The organism is Streptomyces chisholmiae, assembly GCF_031845445.1.
Classification (GTDB): Bacteria; Actinomycetota; Actinomycetes; order Streptomycetales; family Streptomycetaceae; genus Streptomyces; species Streptomyces chisholmiae.
The window spans coordinates 91691-108992 of sequence record NZ_JAVREO010000003.1; the positions used below are offsets into that span (position 1 = coordinate 91691).

At 73.8% G+C, this 17302-nt stretch carries 1 protein-coding gene (only partly in view); it reads left to right on the forward strand.

The features are described 5' to 3' along the window. On the forward strand, window positions 1-17302 hold the 5' portion of the coding sequence (locus RM844_RS05720) for a type I polyketide synthase (RefSeq protein ID WP_311666148.1). Its footprint extends 12011 nt past the window's final position; the window shows 17302 of its 29313 coding nt (coding positions 1-17302); its start codon is at window positions 1-3; its stop codon lies off the right edge, out of view.

Genomic DNA, 17302 nt, shown 5'->3' on the forward strand with positions numbered 1-17302 from the left:
ATGGAGAACGAGGCCAAGCTCCGCGACTACCTCAAGCGGGCCACCAACGACCTGCGCAGCGCCCGCCGCCGGCTGCGCGAGGTCGAGGAGCGGGACCACGAACCCATCGCCATCATCGGGATGAGCTGCCGCTACCCCGGCGGGGTCGAGTCCCCGGAAGACCTGTGGCGGGTGCTGCGCGCCGGCACCGACGTCGTCACCGAGTTCCCCACCGACCGCGGCTGGAACGTCGACGAACTCCACCACCCCGACCCCGACCACGCCGGCACCTCCCTCACCCGACACGGCGGATTCCTCGACCGGGCCGCCGACTTCGACCCCGCGTTCTTCGGCATCAGCCCCCGCGAGGCCCTCGCCACCGACCCGCAGCAGCGGCTCCTGCTGGAAACCTCCTGGGAGGCGTTCGAACGCGCCGGCATCGACCCCGCCAGCGCCCGGGACACCAGGACCGGCGTTTTCGCCGGCCTCGTCTACAACGACTACGCCACCCGACTGCCCCAGGCCCCGGAAGGCTACGAGGGCTACCTCTCCAACGGCAGCGCCGCCAGCATCGCCTCCGGCCGCGTCGCCTACACCCTCGGCCTCACCGGCCCCGCCGTCACCGTCGACACCGCCTGCTCCTCCTCCCTCGTCGCCCTGCACCTCGCGATGGTCGCGCTCCGCCGCGAGGAGTGCACCCTCGCCCTCGCCGGCGGCGCCACCTTCATGTCCACCCCGCGCACCTTCGTCGAGTACAGCCGACAGCGCGCCCTCTCCGTCGACGGCCGCTGCAAGTCCTTCGCCGAAGGCGCCGACGGCACCGGCTGGGGCGAGGGCGTCGGCATGCTGCTCGTCGAACGCCTCTCCGACGCCCGCCGCAACGGCCACCCGATCCTCGCCGTCATCCGCGGCTCCGCCATCAACCAGGACGGCGCCTCCAACGGCCTCACCGCCCCCAACGGCCCGGCCCAACAGGCCGTCATCAACCAGGCGTTGGCGTCCGCCCGCCTCACCCCAGCCCAGGTCGACGCGGTCGAGGCACACGGCACCGGCACCACCCTCGGCGACCCCATCGAGGCGCAGGCCCTGCTCGCCACCTACGGCCAGGGCCGCACCGGCGAACCCCTCTGGCTGGGCTCCCTCAAGTCCAACATCGGCCACTCCCAGGCCGCCGCCGGCGTCGGCGGCGTCATCAAGATGGTCCTCGCCATGCGGCACGGCGAACTGCCCCGCACCCTGCACGTGGACCAGCCGTCCAGCCACGTCGACTGGTCGGCCGGCGCGGTCGAACTGCTCACCGAACACCGCCCCTGGCCGGAGACCGGCGAACCCCGCCGCGCCGGCGTCTCCTCCTTCGGCGTCAGCGGCACCAACGCCCACCTCATCCTCGAACAGGCACCCCCCGCCGACCCGGCGCCCCCGGCCGACAAGGCGGACCCGCACCCCGGCGACGCCGTGCCGCTGCCCTGGCCGCTCGCCGGCCACACCCCCGAAGCGCTCCGCGCCCAGGCCGCCCGCCTCGCCGCCGCCCTCAGCGACCAGCGGCCCGCCGACGTCGGCCACGCCCTGGCCACCACCCGCACCGCCCTCCCACACCGCGCGGTGCTGGTCGCCACCGAACCGGCCGAGTTCCAGGCCGGGTTGGCGGCCCTGGCCGAGGGCCGCGACGACCACCCGGGGCTCACCCTGGGCCAGGTCACCCCGGGCCGGTTGGGGTTTCTGTTCTCGGGTCAGGGTTCGCAGCGGTTGGGGATGGGGCGGGAGTTGGCTGCTCGGTTCCCGGTGTTCGGGGCGGCGTTGGATGAGGTGTTGGGGGAGTTCGACCCGGCGGTCCGGGACGCGCTGTTCGGCGACGACGAAGCGGCGTTGCACCAGACCGGGTGCACACAGCCCGCGCTTTTCGCGGTCGAGGTGGCGTTGTTCCGGTTGTTGGAGTCGTGGGGGGTGCGGGCGGATGTGTTGGCCGGGCACTCGATTGGTGAGTTGGCGGCCGCGCATGTGGCGGGGGTGTGGTCGTTGGCCGATGCGGCGCGGGTGGTGGCGGCGCGAGCCGGCCTGATGCAGGCGTTGCCGTCGGGTGGGGCGATGGTGGCGATCCGGGCGAGTGAGGCGGAGGTGGCCCCGACGCTGACCGGGGAGGTGGGTGTCGCGGCGGTCAACGGGCCCTCGTCGGTGGTGGTTTCGGGTGCCGAGTTGGATGTTGCGGCGGTCGCCGAGCACTGGCGGGCGGAGGGCCGGAAGGTGACCCGGCTCCGGGTCAGTCACGCGTTCCATTCGCCGCTTATGGAGCCGATGTTGGATGGGTTCCGGCGGGTGTTGGAGTCGGTGTCGTACGGGGCGCCGACCCTGCCGATCGTCTCCACGTTGACGGGGCGGTTGGCGTCGGCTGAGGAGTTGGGGTCGGCGGAGTACTGGGTGCGGCATGTGCGGGAGGCGGTGCGGTTCGCCGACGCGGTGGCCACGCTGGCCGGTGAGGGTGTGGGGACCTTTGTTGAGGTGGGTCCTGGTGGGACGTTGGCGGCGTTGGGGGCGGAGTCGGCGCCGGAGGCGGTGTTCGTTCCGGTGTTGCGGTCGGATCGGGCGGAGCCGGTGGCCGCGTTGACGGCGGTGGGCCAACTCCATGTGCGGGGTGTGGCGTTGGACTGGTCGGCGTTCTTTGGCGGTGGTGGTGCCCGGCGGGTCGAGTTGCCGACGTACGCGTTCCAACGGGAGCGGTACTGGCTGGACGCGCCCGCGCTGGTCGGCGATGTGGCGGCGGCCGGGTTGGGCGCGGCCGAGCACCCGTTGTTGGGTGCGGCGGTGGCGGTGGGCGGCACGGACGGGGTGCTGTTGACGGGTCGGTTGTCGGTGCGGACGCACCCGTGGCTGGCCGACTACGCGGTCCAGGGCGTGGTGTTGCTGCCGGGCACGGCGTTTGTTGAGTTGGCGGTGCGGGCGGGTGATCAGGTCGGTTGTGATCTGGTGGAGGAGTTGGCGGTGGAGACGCCGCTGGTCCTGCCGGCGAGTGGCGCGGTGCGGGTGCAGGTGTGGGTCGGTGCGGCGGATGCCACGGGGCGGCGCGAGGTGACCGTCTACTCCAGCGAGGGCGAGTCCGATGACGACGGCCGGTCGTGGACCCGGCACGCCACCGGCGTGCTGCGGGACGGCCCGCCGGCGGTCGGGGCGTCGCTCGCCGAGTGGCCGCCGGCCGGCGCCAAGGTCGCCGACCTCGACGGCCTCTACGCCGGGCTGCTCGCGTCGGGTTTCGATCACGGCCCGGTCTTCCAGGGCCTGCGGGCCGCCTGGCGGCGCGGCGACGAGGTGTTCGCCGAGGTCACCCTCCCCGAAGGGGTCGGGGTCGACGGCTTCGGGCTGCATCCGGCGCTGCTGGATGCCGCGTTGCACGCGGTCGGGCTGACGGGCGAGGCTGGTGGGTTGCCGTTCGCCTGGTCGGGTGTGCGGCTGCACGCGGCCGGGGCGTCGGTGCTGCGGGTCCGGCTGGCGGCCACCGGCACGGGCGGGGTGTCGCTGGCCCTGGCCGACGGCGCGGGTGCCCCCGTGGCATCCGTCGACTCGGTGGTGCTGCGGCCGGCGACGGTCGAACAGGCCGGTGTCGAGGGGCTGTTCGGTATCGACTGGGTGTCCGTGCCGGCTCCTGAGGGTGCGGTTTCGGAGTTGGCCGGTGTGCGGGTGGCATCCTGCCCGGTCGGCTCCGGTGTTGATCCGGTGGGTGAGGCGCGCGCGGCGGCGTACTGGGCGTTGGAGGCGGTGCAGTCCTGGTTGGCGGACGAGAGTGCGGCCGACGACGGCCGGTTGGTGGTGGTCACGCGGGGTGCGGTCGCGCCGGTGTCGGATGTGGCGCAGGCGGCGGTGTGGGGGTTGGTGCGGTCGGCGCAGTCGGAGAATCCGGACCGGATCGTGTTGCTGGATCTGGACGAGCAGGGCGTTTTGGACGCGGTGTTGCCGGTGGTGCTGGCGACTGGTGAGCCACAACTGGCCGTGCGCGAGGGCGAGATACGCATACCCAGGCTCGCCCGGGTCGTTCAACGGGCGGTGGAGGACCCCGGTTTCGGTGACGGCACGGTGTTGGTGACGGGTGCGACGGGGACCCTGGGTGGTCTGGTGGCTCGGCATTTGGTGGCCGAACGGGGTGTGCGCAGTCTGCTGTTGGTGAGCCGGCGTGGTGCCGATGCTGAGGGTGCGGCTGAACTGGGCGCTGATCTCGAAGCGTTGGGTGCTGAGGTGGTTTTCGCGGCCTGCGATGTCGCCGACCGGGACGCGGTGGCCGAGCTGTTGGCCGGCCGGGAGATATCGGCGGTGGTGCACACCGCGGGCGTGTTGGACGACGGCACCATCGGCTCGCTCACCCCCGACCGCATCGACGCGGTCTTCCGCCCGAAGGTGGACGCGGCCTGGCACCTGCACGAACTCACCCGCGACCTGGACCTGGCCGCCTTCGTGCTCTTCTCCTCCGCCGCCGGCGTCCTCGGCGGCCCCGGGCAGGGCAACTACGCGGCGGCCAACGCCTTCCTCGACGCCCTCGCCCAGCACCGGCACGCCGCCGGCCTGCCCGCCACCTCCCTCGCCTGGGGCCTGTGGGCCGCCGACGGCGGCGGCATGGCCGGCAGCCTCGACGCGGGCGACGTGCGGCGCATCACCGACGCCGGTCTGGTCCCCATCGGCGCCGACCAGGGGCGGGCGCTGCTCGACGCGGCCGCCACGACCGGCCGGGCCGCGCTCGTCCCGCTGCCGCTCGACCTGTCGACCTTGCGCCGCCAGGCGCGTACCCAGCCCGTCCCGCCACTGCTGCGCGGCCTGGTCCGCGCCCCGGCCCGCCGGACGGCCGCCGCCGGCTCCGCCGTCGCCGTCGCCGGGTCCGCGCTGGCCCAGTCGCTCGCCGGCCTGACCGCCGCCGAGCGGGAGAAGGCGCTGCTGGACCTGGTGCGCGACCGGGTGGCCGCCGCCCTCGGCCACAGCTCCACGCGGGCCATCACCCCCGACCGCCCGTTCAAGGAGCTGGGCTTCGACTCGCTCAGCTCCGTGGAACTGCGCAACCGGCTCAACGCGGCGACCGAACTCCGGCTGCCCGCCACCCTGGTCTACGACTACCCGACCCCCGCCGCGCTCGCCGCGCACTTGGGCGCCGAACTGCTCGGCGGGGTACTGGCCGCCGCCCCCGAGGGGCCGGCCCCGGCGGCGACGGACGAGCCGATCGCCATCGTCGGCATGGCCTGCCGCTTCCCCGGCGGCGTCGAGTCCCCCGAGGACCTGTGGCGACTGGTCGTCGAGGGTGGCGACGCGGTCGCCGAGTTCCCCACCGACCGGGGCTGGGACCTGTCCTCGCTCTACCACCCGGACCCGACGCACCCCGGCACCAGCTACAGCAGGCTGGGCGCCTTCCTCGACCGGGCGGCCGATTTCGACCCGGCGTTCTTCGGGATCTCGCCGCGCGAGGCGCTCGCCATGGACCCGCAGCAGCGGCTGCTGCTGGAGACCTCCTGGGAGGCGTTCGAACGGGCCGGCATCGACCCGGACACCGTGCGGGGCAGCCGGGCCGGCGTCTTCGTCGGTACCAACGGCCAGGACTACGCGACGCTGGCCGCCACCCAGCCCGGCGTCGAGGGCTACGCCGGCACGGGCAACGCGGCCAGCGTCATCTCCGGCCGCCTGTCCTACACCTTCGGTCTCGAAGGCCCGGCCGTCACCGTGGACACGGCCTGCTCCTCGTCGCTGGTCGCCCTGCACTCCGCCGTTCAGGCGCTCCAGCGCGGGGAGTGCGAGCTGGCGCTGGCCGGCGGGGTGACGGTGATGTCCACGCCGGCCGCCTTCATCGAGTTCAGCCGACAGCGTGGCCTGGCCGTCGACGGCCGGTGCAAGGCGTTCGCGGACGCCGCCGACGGCACCGGCTGGGGCGAGGGCGTCGGGATGCTGCTGGTCGAGCGGCTCTCGGACGCGCGGCGCAACGGTCACCAGGTGCTGGCCGTGGTGCGCGGTTCGGCGGTCAACCAGGACGGCGCGTCCAACGGGCTGACCGCCCCCAACGGTCCGTCCCAACAGCGGGTGATCCGGCAGGCGTTGGCGTCGGCCGGGCTCCAGGCCGGGGACGTGGACGCAGTCGAGGCGCACGGCACCGGCACCCGGCTTGGTGACCCGATTGAGGCGCAGGCGCTGCTGGCCACCTACGGCCAGGGTCGGACCGGCGACGAGCCGCTGTGGTTGGGCTCGGTGAAGTCCAACATCGGGCACACCCAGGCGGCGGCCGGCGTCGCGGGCGTGATCAAGATGGTGATGGCGATGCGGCACGGGGTGCTGCCCGGCACCCTGCACGTGGACCAGCCGTCCAGCCATGTGGACTGGTCGGCCGGCGCGGTGGAACTCCTCACCGACCGGCGCGCCTGGCCGGCCGTGGACCGCCCCCGGCGGGCCGGGATCTCCTCGTTCGGGTTCAGTGGCACCAACGCGCACACCATCATCGAGCAGGCCCCCGAGGCGTCCCAAACCGCTGACCGGCCGGTCGAGTTGCCGCTCGGGACCGTCCTGCCCTGGGTGCTGTCGGCCCGCAGCGCGCCGGGGCTGCGGGCGCAGGCGGCCCGGTTGGCCGCCGCCGTTGCCGACCTCGATGCGGTCGAGCCGGTTGACGTCGGCCACGCGCTGGTGACCTCGCGTGCGACGTTGGACCACCGGGCGGTGCTGGTGGCCGGCGAACGGGCGGAGTTCCAGGTCGCGTTGGCCGCCTTGGCCGAGGGCCGGAGCAGTGGCGCCGTGGTTACCGGGGTCGCTGACGAGCCGGGTCGGTTGGGTTTCCTGTTTTCGGGTCAGGGTTCGCAGCGGTTGGGGATGGGGCGGGAGTTGGCGGCTCGGTTCCCGGTGTTCGGGGTGGCGTTGGATGAGGTGTTGGGGGAGTTCGAGCCGTCGGTCCGGGACGCGTTGTTCGGCGAGGACGAAGCGGCGTTGCACCAGACCGGGTGCACACAGCCCGCGCTTTTCGCGGTCGAGGTGGCGTTGTTCCGGTTGTTGGAGTCGTGGGGGGTGCGGGCGGATGTGTTGGCCGGGCACTCGATTGGTGAGTTGGCGGCTGCGCATGTGGCGGGGGTGTGGTCGTTGGCGGATGCGGCGCGGGTGGTGGCGGCGCGAGCCGGCCTGATGCAGGCGTTGCCGTCGGGTGGGGCGATGGTGGCGATCCGGGCGAGTGAGGCGGAGGTGGCCCCGACGCTGACCGGGGAGGTGGGTGTCGCGGCGGTCAACGGGCCGTCGTCGGTGGTCGTTTCGGGTGCGGCCCAGGATGTCGAGGTGGTGGCAGAGCACTGGCGGGCGGAGGGGCGGAAGGTGACCCGGTTGCGGGTCAGTCATGCGTTCCATTCGCCGCTTATGGAGCCGATGTTGGATGGGTTCCGGCGGGTGTTGGAGTCGGTGTCGTACGGGGCGCCGACCCTGCCGATCGTCTCCACGCTGACGGGGCGGTTGGCGTCGGCTGAGGAGTTGGGGTCGGCGGAGTACTGGGTGCGGCATGTGCGGGAGGCGGTGCGGTTCGCGGACGCGGTGTCCTCGCTGGTCGGTGAGGGTGTGGGGACCTTTGTTGAGGTGGGTCCTGGTGGGACGTTGGCGGCGTTGGGGGTGGAGTCGGCGCCGGAGGCGGTGTTTGTGCCGGTGTTGCGGTCGGATCGGGCGGAGCCGGTGGCCGCGTTGACGGCGGTGGGCCAACTCCATGTGCGGGGTGTGGCGTTGGACTGGTCGGCGTTCTTCGGCGGTGGTGGTGCCCGGCGGGTCGAGTTGCCGACGTACGCGTTCCAACGGGAGCGGTACTGGCTGGACGCGCCCGCCGCCGGCGTGGCTGGCGACGAGCGGATGTCGCCGGTTGAGTCGCGCTTCTGGGACGCCGTGGAGGGCAACGACCTCACTGAGCTGGCCCGCGCCCTCGACGTGTCCTCGGACGAGCCGTTGAGCGCGGTGCTGCCCCGGCTCGCGAGCTGGCGGAGGGAACAGCGGGATCGGTCGGCGGCGGAGGGCTGGCGGTATCGCGTGGAGTGGCGGCCGGTGACGGCCGAGCTCGCAATGCTGTCGGGTGTCTGGCTGGTGGTCGCGCCGGCCGGTGAGGAGCGCGCAACCTGGGTGCGCGACGCGCTGACCGCGCACGGCGCCGAGGTCCAGCTCGCCACGGTGAACGACCTGTCGGCTGAGCTGCCGGAACTTGCGGGCGTGGTCTCGCTGTTGGATTTGGCGGACACCATTGCCGCATTGCGGGTGCTGGGCGCGGCGGGTGTGTCGGTGCCGCTGTGGTCGGTGACGTCGGGGGCGGTGGCGGCCGTGCCGGGTGATCCGGTGGCCGGTTTTGAGCAGGCGGTGGTGTGGGGTCTGGGTCGGGTGGCGGCGCTGGAACTGCCGGGCCGCTGGGGTGGCTTGGTGGACCTGCCGGCGGAGTGGGACGACCGGGCCGGGGAGCTGTTGGCTTCGGTCCTGGCCGGGGGCAGTGGCGAGGATCAGGTGGCGGTGCGCGCCGGTGGGCTGCTGGCCCGCCGGTTGGTTCCCGCGCCGGTCAACATCACCGCATCTGGCGGGGGTTGGACGCCGCGCGGCACGGTGCTGGTGACCGGCGGACTGGGCGCGTTGGGGGCGCGGACCGCCCGTTGGTTGGCCGCGCATGGCGCCGAGCACCTGGTGCTGGCCGGCCGTCGGGGCGGGGCCACCGCCGGCGCGGAGGAACTGGCCGCCGAACTCGCCGCGTTGGGTGTCGAGGTGACGTTCGCCGCCTGCGACCTCACCGACCGCGCCGCCGTCGCCGAGCTCCTCGACGGTATCCCGTCGTTGACCGCCGTCGTGCACGCCGCCGGCATCGAACGCTCGGCCGCCGTCGCCGACCTCGACGCGACTGAACTCGCCGAGGTGTTGGCGGCCAAGGTCGATGGGGCGCGGCATCTGCACGAGCTGCTGGCTGATCGCCCGCTGGACGCCTTCGTGCTCTTCTCCTCCATCGCCGGCGTCTGGGGCAGCGGGGGACAGGCCGCCTATGCGGCGGCCAACGCCTACCTGGACGCCCTCGCCGAGCATCGCGGGGCCGTTGGCCTGCCGGCGACCGCCATCGCCTGGGGCCCGTGGGACGGCGGCGGCATGGTGGCCAACGCCGGCGGCGACGCGGCCGGCCGACTGCGCCGCCTCGGCCTCGCACCCCTGGCCCCCGAGGCCGCCATCGCCGCCCTGGCCACCGCACTGGAGCACGGCGACGGCAACGTCGTCGTGGCGGACGTGGACTGGGACCGGTTCGCTGGCACCTTCATGGCCCAGCGGCCCAGCCCGCTGCTTGGTGAACTCCCCGAGGTGCGGGCCGCGTTCGAGAGCGATGCGACGGACGCCGGTGTCTCCGCGTTGGCGGAGCGGCTGGCCGGGTTGGACGCGGCCGAGCAGGAGCGGCAGCTGACCGAGTTGGTGCGGTACGAGGCGGCGACGGTCCTGGGGCACGTCTCCGGCGACGCGTTCTCCGCCAACCGCGCGTTCCGTGAGTTGGGTTTCGACTCGTTCACCGCGATGGAGCTGCGCGGCCGGCTGAGCGAGGTCACCGGCGTGACGCTGCCGGCCACCCTGGTCTTCGACTATCCGACGGCCGCCGCCCTCGCGAGCTTCCTGCGCGCCGAACTCGCCGGCACTGACCTCACGGTGGCCGACCTCGACACGCCGACCGCCGTCTCGGGCGTGGCGGACGAGCCGATCGCCATCGTGGCCATGGCCTGCCGCTTTCCCGGCGGCATTGGGTCCCCCGAGGACCTGTGGCGGGCGCTGCGCTCCGGCGGGGACGCCATCTCGGACTTCCCCACCGACCGGGGTTGGGACCTGGCGGCGCTCTACCACCCGGAGCCCGGCCACCCCGGCACCAGCTACAGCCGCCGGGGCGCCTTCCTCGACCGGGCGGCCGAGTTCGACCCCGCCTTCTTCGGCATTTCGCCGCGTGAGGCGCTGGCCATGGACCCGCAGCAGCGGCTGCTGCTGGAGACCTCCTGGGAGCTGCTGGAACGGGCCGGCATCGACCCCGGCACGCTGCGCGGCGAACGGGTGGGCGTCTTCGTCGGCTCCAACATGCAGGACTACGGCAGGGTGTTGGGCGCCGCGGCCGAGGACACCGGTGGCTACCTGGCCACCGGCAGCTCGGCGAGTGTCATGTCCGGCCGGCTCTCCTACACCTTCGGCTTCGAGGGCCCGGCGGTCACCGTGGACACGGCCTGCTCCTCGTCGCTGGTCGCCCTCCACCTCGCCGTTCAGGCGCTCCGCTCCGGCGAGTGCGAGCTGGCGCTGGCCGGTGGGGTGACGGTGATGTCCACGCCGGGCGCCTTCGTCGAGTTCAGCCGGCAGCGTGGCCTGGCCGTCGACGGCCGGTGCAAGGCGTTCGCGGAGAGCGCGGACGGCACCGGTTGGGGCGAGGGCGTCGGCATGCTCTTCGTCGAGCGGCTCTCGGACGCGCGGCGCAACGGGCACCAGGTGCTGGCCGTGGTGCGGGGTTCGGCGGTAAACCAGGACGGCGCCTCCAACGGCCTCACGGCTCCCAACGGTCCCTCTCAACAGCGGGTGATCCGGCAGGCGTTGGCGTCGGCCGGACTCCAGGCCGGGGACGTGGACGTGGTGGAGGCGCACGGCACCGGCACCACGTTGGGCGACCCGATCGAGGCGCAGGCGCTGCTGGCCACCTACGGCCAGGGTCGGACCGGCGACGAGCCGCTGTGGCTCGGCTCGGTGAAGTCCAACATCGGGCACACCCAGGCGGCCGCCGGCGTCGCGGGCGTGATCAAGATGGTGCTGGCCATGAAGCACGGCGTGCTGCCCCGCACCCTGCATGTCGATGAGCCGTCCTCGCATGTCAACTGGTCCGCCGGCGCGGTCGAGCTGCTGACCGACGACCGCGCCTGGCCGGCCGTTGACCGGCCTCGGCGGGCCGGCGTCTCGTCCTTCGGGTTCAGCGGCACCAACGCGCACACCATCATCGAGCAGGCCCCCGAGGCCGTGCGGGGGACGGAGCCCGCACCCCGCTGGCCCGAGGGCAGGGTGCTGCCCTGGGTGCTGTCGGCCCGGAACGCGGAGGCGCTGCGGCAGCTGGCCGAGCGGCTGGACGCCGGCGTGGCGGAGCTGGACCCGCTCGACGTCGGCTTCTCGTTGGCGACGTCCCGGTCGGCGCTGGAGCACCGGGCGGTGCTGGTGGCCAACGACCTGGCGACCTTCCGGGAGGCCCTGGCCGCGCTGGCCGAGGGCCGCTCCACCGGCGCCATGGTGCGCGGTGAAGTCGCCGACCAGCCTGGCCGACTGGGCTTCCTCTTCGCGGGGCAGGGCGCGCAGCGGCTCGGTATGGGGCGCGAACTGGCCGCCGCTTACCCCGTGTTCGCGTCGGCCCTGGATGAGGTGCTGGGGGAGTTCGACCCGGCGGTCCGTGCGGCCATCGAGGGTGACGACCAGGATGTGCTGAATCAGACCGGGGTCACCCAGCCGGCGCTCTTCGCCGTCGAGGTGGCGCTCTTCCGGCTCCTGGAGTCCTGGGGCGTGCGGCCCGACGTACTGGCCGGCCACTCCATCGGCGAACTGGCCGCCGCCCATGTCGCCGGGCTCTGGTCCCTGGCCGACGCCGCCAGGGTGGTGGCCGCCCGCGCCGGCCTGATGCAGGCGTTGCCGGCCGGCGGCGCCATGGTCGCGCTCCAGGCCAGCGAGGCGGAGGTGTTGCCCGGGCTGCCGGCAACCGTCGGCATCGCGGCGGTCAACGGGCCGTCCTCGGTGGTCGTTTCGGGCGCCGAGGCGGAGGTCACGGAGGTCGCCGAGTACTGGCGGGCGGAAGGGCGGAAGGTCACCCGGCTGCGGGTCAGCCACGCGTTCCACTCCCCGCTGATGGACCCCATGCTGGCCGACTTCCGCCGCGCACTCGAAGACGTCAGCTACCAACCGACATCCCTTCCCCTCGTCTCCACCCTCACCGGCCGGCCGGTCTCCGCCGAGGAACTGGCCACCCCCGACTACTGGGTGCGGCACGTCCGCGAGACGGTCCGCTTCGCCGACGCCGTCACCTCGCTGACCGGCGAGGGCGTCCGCACCTTCGTCGAGATCGGCCCCGGCGGCACCCTCGCCGCCCTCGGCCTGGGCAACGCGCCCGACGCGGTGTTCCTGCCCGCGCTGCGCGCGGCCAGGCCGGAGGAGAACGCGCTGGTCAGCACGGTCGGCGCGCTCCATGCCCGGGGCGTGCCGGTGGACTGGTCGGCGTTCTTCGCCGGCAGTGGCGCCCAACGTGTCGACCTGCCGACCTACCCGTTCCAGCGCGAGCGGTACTGGCTGGCCGCCGCGGCCCCCGCGACGGGCGGCGGCGAGCCGATGTCGCCGGTGGAGGCCCGCTTCTGGGCCGCCGTCGAGGACGGCGACCTGACCGAACTGGGCCACACCCTGCACCTGTCGGCCGACGAGCCGCTGAGCGCCGCGCTGCCCCGGCTCGCCACCTGGCGGCAGGAACAGCAGGACCAGACCACCGCGGACGGCTGGCGGTACCGGGTGGAGTGGCGGCCGGTGGCCGCCGGGCCCGCGACGCTGGACGGTGTCTGGTTGGTGGTCGCGCCGGCGGGTGAGGAGCGCGCCGGTTGGGTGCGGGACGTGCTGGCCGCCCACGGCGCGCAGGTTCAGCTCGGCACGGTGGACGACCTGACGGACGACCTGCCCGAACTGACCGGCGTGGTCTCCCTGTTGGGCCTGGCCGAGACGGGGTTGCTCGACACCGTCGCGGCGTTGCGGGTGCTGGGCGCGGCGGGTGTGTCGGTGCCGCTGTGGTCGGTGACGTCGGGGGCGGTGTGGGCCGTGGCGGGTGATTCGGTCGGCGGTTTTGAGCAGGCGGTGGTGTGGGGTCTGGGTCGGGTGGCGGCGCTGGAACTGCCGGGTCGTTGGGGTGGTTTGGTGGACCTGCCGGCGGAGTGGGATGAGCGTGCCGGGGAGTTGCTGGCGGCGGTTTTGGCCGGGGGCAGCGGTGAGGATCAGGTGGCGGTGCGCGCCGGTGGGCTGCTGGCCCGCCGGTTGGTTCCCGCGCCGGTCAACACCACCGCACCTGGCGGGGGTTGGACGCCGCGCGGCACGGTGCTGGTGACCGGCGGCCTGGGCGCGTTGGGTACGCGGACCGCCCGTTGGTTGGCCGCGCATGGCGCCGAGCACCTGGTGCTGGTCGGCCGTCGGGGCGGGGCCACCGCCGGTGCCGAGGAGCTGTACGCCGAACTGACCGCGTTGGGTGTCGAGGTGACGTTCGCCGCCTGCGACCTCACCGACCGCGCCGCGGTCGCCGAACTCCTCGACGGTATCCCGTCGTTGACCGCCGTCGTGCACGCCGCCGGCATCGAGCGTTCCGGCCCCCTGGCCGAGGTGGACCCGGAGAACCCGGGCGAGTTCGCCGAGGTGCTGGCCGCCAAGGTCGAGGGCGCCCGTCATCTGCACGAGCTGCTGGCCGACCGCCCGCTGGACGTCTTCGTCCTCTTCTCCTCCATCGCCGGCGTCTGGGGCAGCGGCCGGCAGAGCGCCTACGCGGCCGCCAACGCCTACCTGGACGCCCTCGCCGAGCACCGCAGGGCCAATGGCCTGCCGGCCACCGCCATCGCCTGGGGCCCCTGGGCCGACGGCGGCATGGTCGCCAACGCCGGCCAGGACGTGGCCGGGCAGCTGCGCCGCCTCGGCCTGCCCACGATGCCGCCGGCCGTGGCCATCGCCGGGCTGGCCACCGCCCTGGAGCGCGGCGACGGCAACCTGGTGGTCGCCGACGTCGAGTGGGACCGGTTCGCCGCCACCTTCACGGCCCAGCGTCCCAGCCCACTGCTCAGCGAACTCCCCACCTTCCAGGCCGCGTTCGAGAGCGACACGACGGACGCCGCCCCCTCCGCACTGGCTGCCCGGCTGGCCGGGCTCGACGAGGCCGAGCAGCGGCGGCAGCTCACCGAGCTGATCCGCGACGAGGCCGCCGCCGTCCTCGGCCTCGCCTCCGGCGCCGGCATACCGGAGACCCGCGCCTTCCGCGAGCTGGGCTTCGACTCGCTCACCGCGGTGGAGCTGCGCGGCCGGCTGAGCGAGGCGACGGGCGTGGCGCTGCCCGCCACCCTGGTCTTCGACTACCCGACCGCCACCGCCCTCGCCGGCCATCTGCGCACCCAACTGGTAGGCACCGGCACCACCCCGACCACGCCCCTCGCGGTCACCGGGGCGACGGACGAGCCGATCGCCATCGTCGGCATGGCCTGCCGCTTCCCCGGCGGCGTCGCCTCGCCCGAGGACCTCTGGCGTCTGGTGATGGAGGGCGGTGACGCGGTCGCCGAGTTCCCCACCGACCGGGGCTGGGACCTGGCGGCGCTCTACGACCCCGACCCGGACGCGGCCGGCACGACCTACCTGCGGCTGGGCGCGTTCCTGTCGGACGTGGGCGGCTTCGACGCCGACTTCTTCGGGATCTCGCCGCGCGAGGCGCTGGCCATGGACCCGCAGCAGCGGCTGCTGCTGGAGACCTCCTGGGAGGTACTGGAGCGCGCCGGCATCGATCCGGAGGCGTTGCGCGGAGAGCGGGTGGGCGTCTTCGTCGGCTCGAACGTGCAGGACTACGGGACGCTGCTCGGCGGCGCGGCCGAGGAGGTGGGCGGCTACCTGGCCACCGGCAACGCCGCCAGCGTCATCTCCGGCCGGCTCGCCTACACCTTCGGCTTCGAGGGCCCGGCGGTCACCGTGGACACCGCCTGCTCTTCCTCGCTGGTCGCCCTGCACCAGGCCGTCCAGGCGCTCCGCTCCGGCGAGTGCGAGCTGGCCCTGGCCGGCGGCGTGACGGTGATGTCCACGCCGGGCGCGTTCATCGAGTTCAGCCGGCAACGCGGGCTGTCCCTGGACGGCCGGTGCAAGGCGTTCGCGGACGCCGCGGACGGCACCGGCTGGGGCGAGGGCGTCGGCATGCTCTTCGTCGAACGGCTCTCGGACGCGCGGCGCAACGGGCACCAGGTGCTGGCTGTCGTCCGGGGTTCGGCGGTCAACCAGGACGGCGCGTCCAACGGGCTGACCGCCCCCAACGGCCCCTCTCAACAGCGGGTGATCCGGCAGGCTTTGGCGTCGGCCGGACTCCAGGCCGGGGACGTGGACGTGGTGGAGGCGCACGGCACCGGCACCCGGCTCGGCGACCCGATTGAGGCGCAGGCGCTGCTGGCCACCTACGGCCAGGACCGGGCCGGCGGTGAGCCGCTGTGGCTCGGCTCGGTGAAGTCCAACATCGGGCACACCCAGGCGGCGGCTGGCGTCGCGGGCGTGATCAAGATGGTGATGGCGATGCGGCACGGTGTGCTGCCCGGCACCCTGCACGTGGACCAGCCGTCCAGCCACGTGGACTGGTCGGCCGGCAGCGTCGAACTGCTCACCGAGGCCCGCCCCTGGCCGCAGCACGGGCACCCCTGGCGGGCCGGGATTTCGTCCTTCGGGTTCAGTGGCACCAACGCGCACACCATCATCGAGCAGGCCCCCGCCGTGGCGGAGGTGGAGTCGGCGCCGGCTCCGGTGGTCGACGTGGCTCCGGCGGTGTTGCCCTGGCTGCTCTCCGCCCGGGACGCGGCGGCCCTGCGGGAGCAGGCGGTGCGGCTGCTCGCGGTGGTGGACGAGCACGCGCCGGCTGACATCGGGTTCTCGTTGGCGACGTCCCGGTCGGTGTTGGAGCACCGGGCGGTGCTGGTGGCCGACGATCTGGCGACCTTCCGGGAGGCGCTGACCGCGTTGGCCGAGGGCCGGCCGAGCGGCGCGGTGACCAGCGGCATCGCGGACGCGCCGGGCCGGGTGGCTTTCCTTTTCTCCGGTCAGGGCTCGCAGCGGTTGGGTATGGGGCGTGAGCTGGCCGCTGTCTACCCGGTGTTCGCGTCGGCGTTGGACGAGGCGCTGGCCGAGTTCGATCCGACGGTCCGCGCAACCCTGCACGGCGATGACGAGGAGGCGTTGCATCAGACCGGGTTCACCCAGCCGGCGCTCTTCGCCGTCGAGGTGGCGCTCTTCCGGTTGCTGGATTCCTGGGGTGTCCGGCCGGACGTCCTCGCTGGCCATTCCATCGGTGAGTTGGCCGCCGCCCATGTGGCGGGGCTGTGGTCCCTGGCCGACGCCGCGAAGGTGGTTGCCGCTCGCGCCGGCCTGATGCAGGCGTTGCCGGCCGGTGGGGCGATGGTGGCGATCCGGGCCAGCGAGGCCGAGGTCGCGCCGACCCTGACGGGCCATGTGGGTATCGCCGCGGTCAACGGGCCGTCGTCCGTGGTTGTTTCCGGTGCCGGGGACGATATCGCCACTGTCGCCGCGCACTGGGAGGCGGAGGGGCGGAAGGTCACCCGGCTGCGGGTCAGCCACGCCTTCCACTCGCCGTTGATGGAGCCGATGCTGGCGGAGTTCCGGCGGGTGCTGGAGTCGGTGACCTACCGCACGCCGGCGTTGCCCCTGGTCTCCACGCTCACCGGCCAGCCGGTCTCCGCCGATGAACTGGCCGCCCCCGACTACTGGGTGCGGCACGTCCGCGAGACGGTCCGGTTCGCCGACGCGGTGGGCTCGTTGCTGGGGGAGGGGGTCGGGACCTTCGTCGAGGTCGGCCCGGGTGGCACGCTGACCGCCCTCGGTCAGGAGACCGCGCCCGACGCCGCCTTCATGCCGGCCCTGCGCGCGGACCGGCCGGAGCCGGCGGCGCTGCTCAGCGCCCTCGCCGAGGCGCAGGTGCGCGGCGTTCCCGTGGACTGGTCGGCGTTCTTCGCCGGTACCGGCGCCCGCCGGGTCGACCTGCCGACCTACGCCTTCCGCCACCAGCGGTTCTGGCCCGACGCGCTGCCGCTGATCGGCGATGTCGCGGCGGCCGGGTTGGGCGCGGCCGAGCACCCGCTGCTGGGTGCGGCGGTGGCAGTGGGGGGCACGGACGGGACGCTGTTGACGGGGCGGTTGTCGGTGCGGACGCACCCGTGGCTGGCTGATCACGCGGTCCAGGGTCAGGTTCTGCTGCCGGGTACGGCGTTTGTTGAGTTGGCGGTGCGGGCGGGTGACCAGGTCGGGTGTGATCTGGTGGAGGAGTTGACGTTGGAGACGCCGCTGGTCCTGCCGGCGAGTGGCGCGGTGCGGGTGCAGGTGTGGGTTGGTGCCGAGGACGGCTCGGGGCGGCGCGAGCTGACCTTCCACTCCAGCGATGCCGAGTCTGACGATGATGGCCGGGCGTGGACGCGGCATGCGACGGGTGTGTTGCGGGCTGGTGGCCGGTCGACGGCGGGCACGTTGGCGGAGTGGCCGCCGGCCGGGGCCGAGGCGCTCGACCTGGACGGGTTCTACGAGCGGATGGCCGCCGGCGGCTTCGGCTACGGTCCGGTGTTCCGGGGTC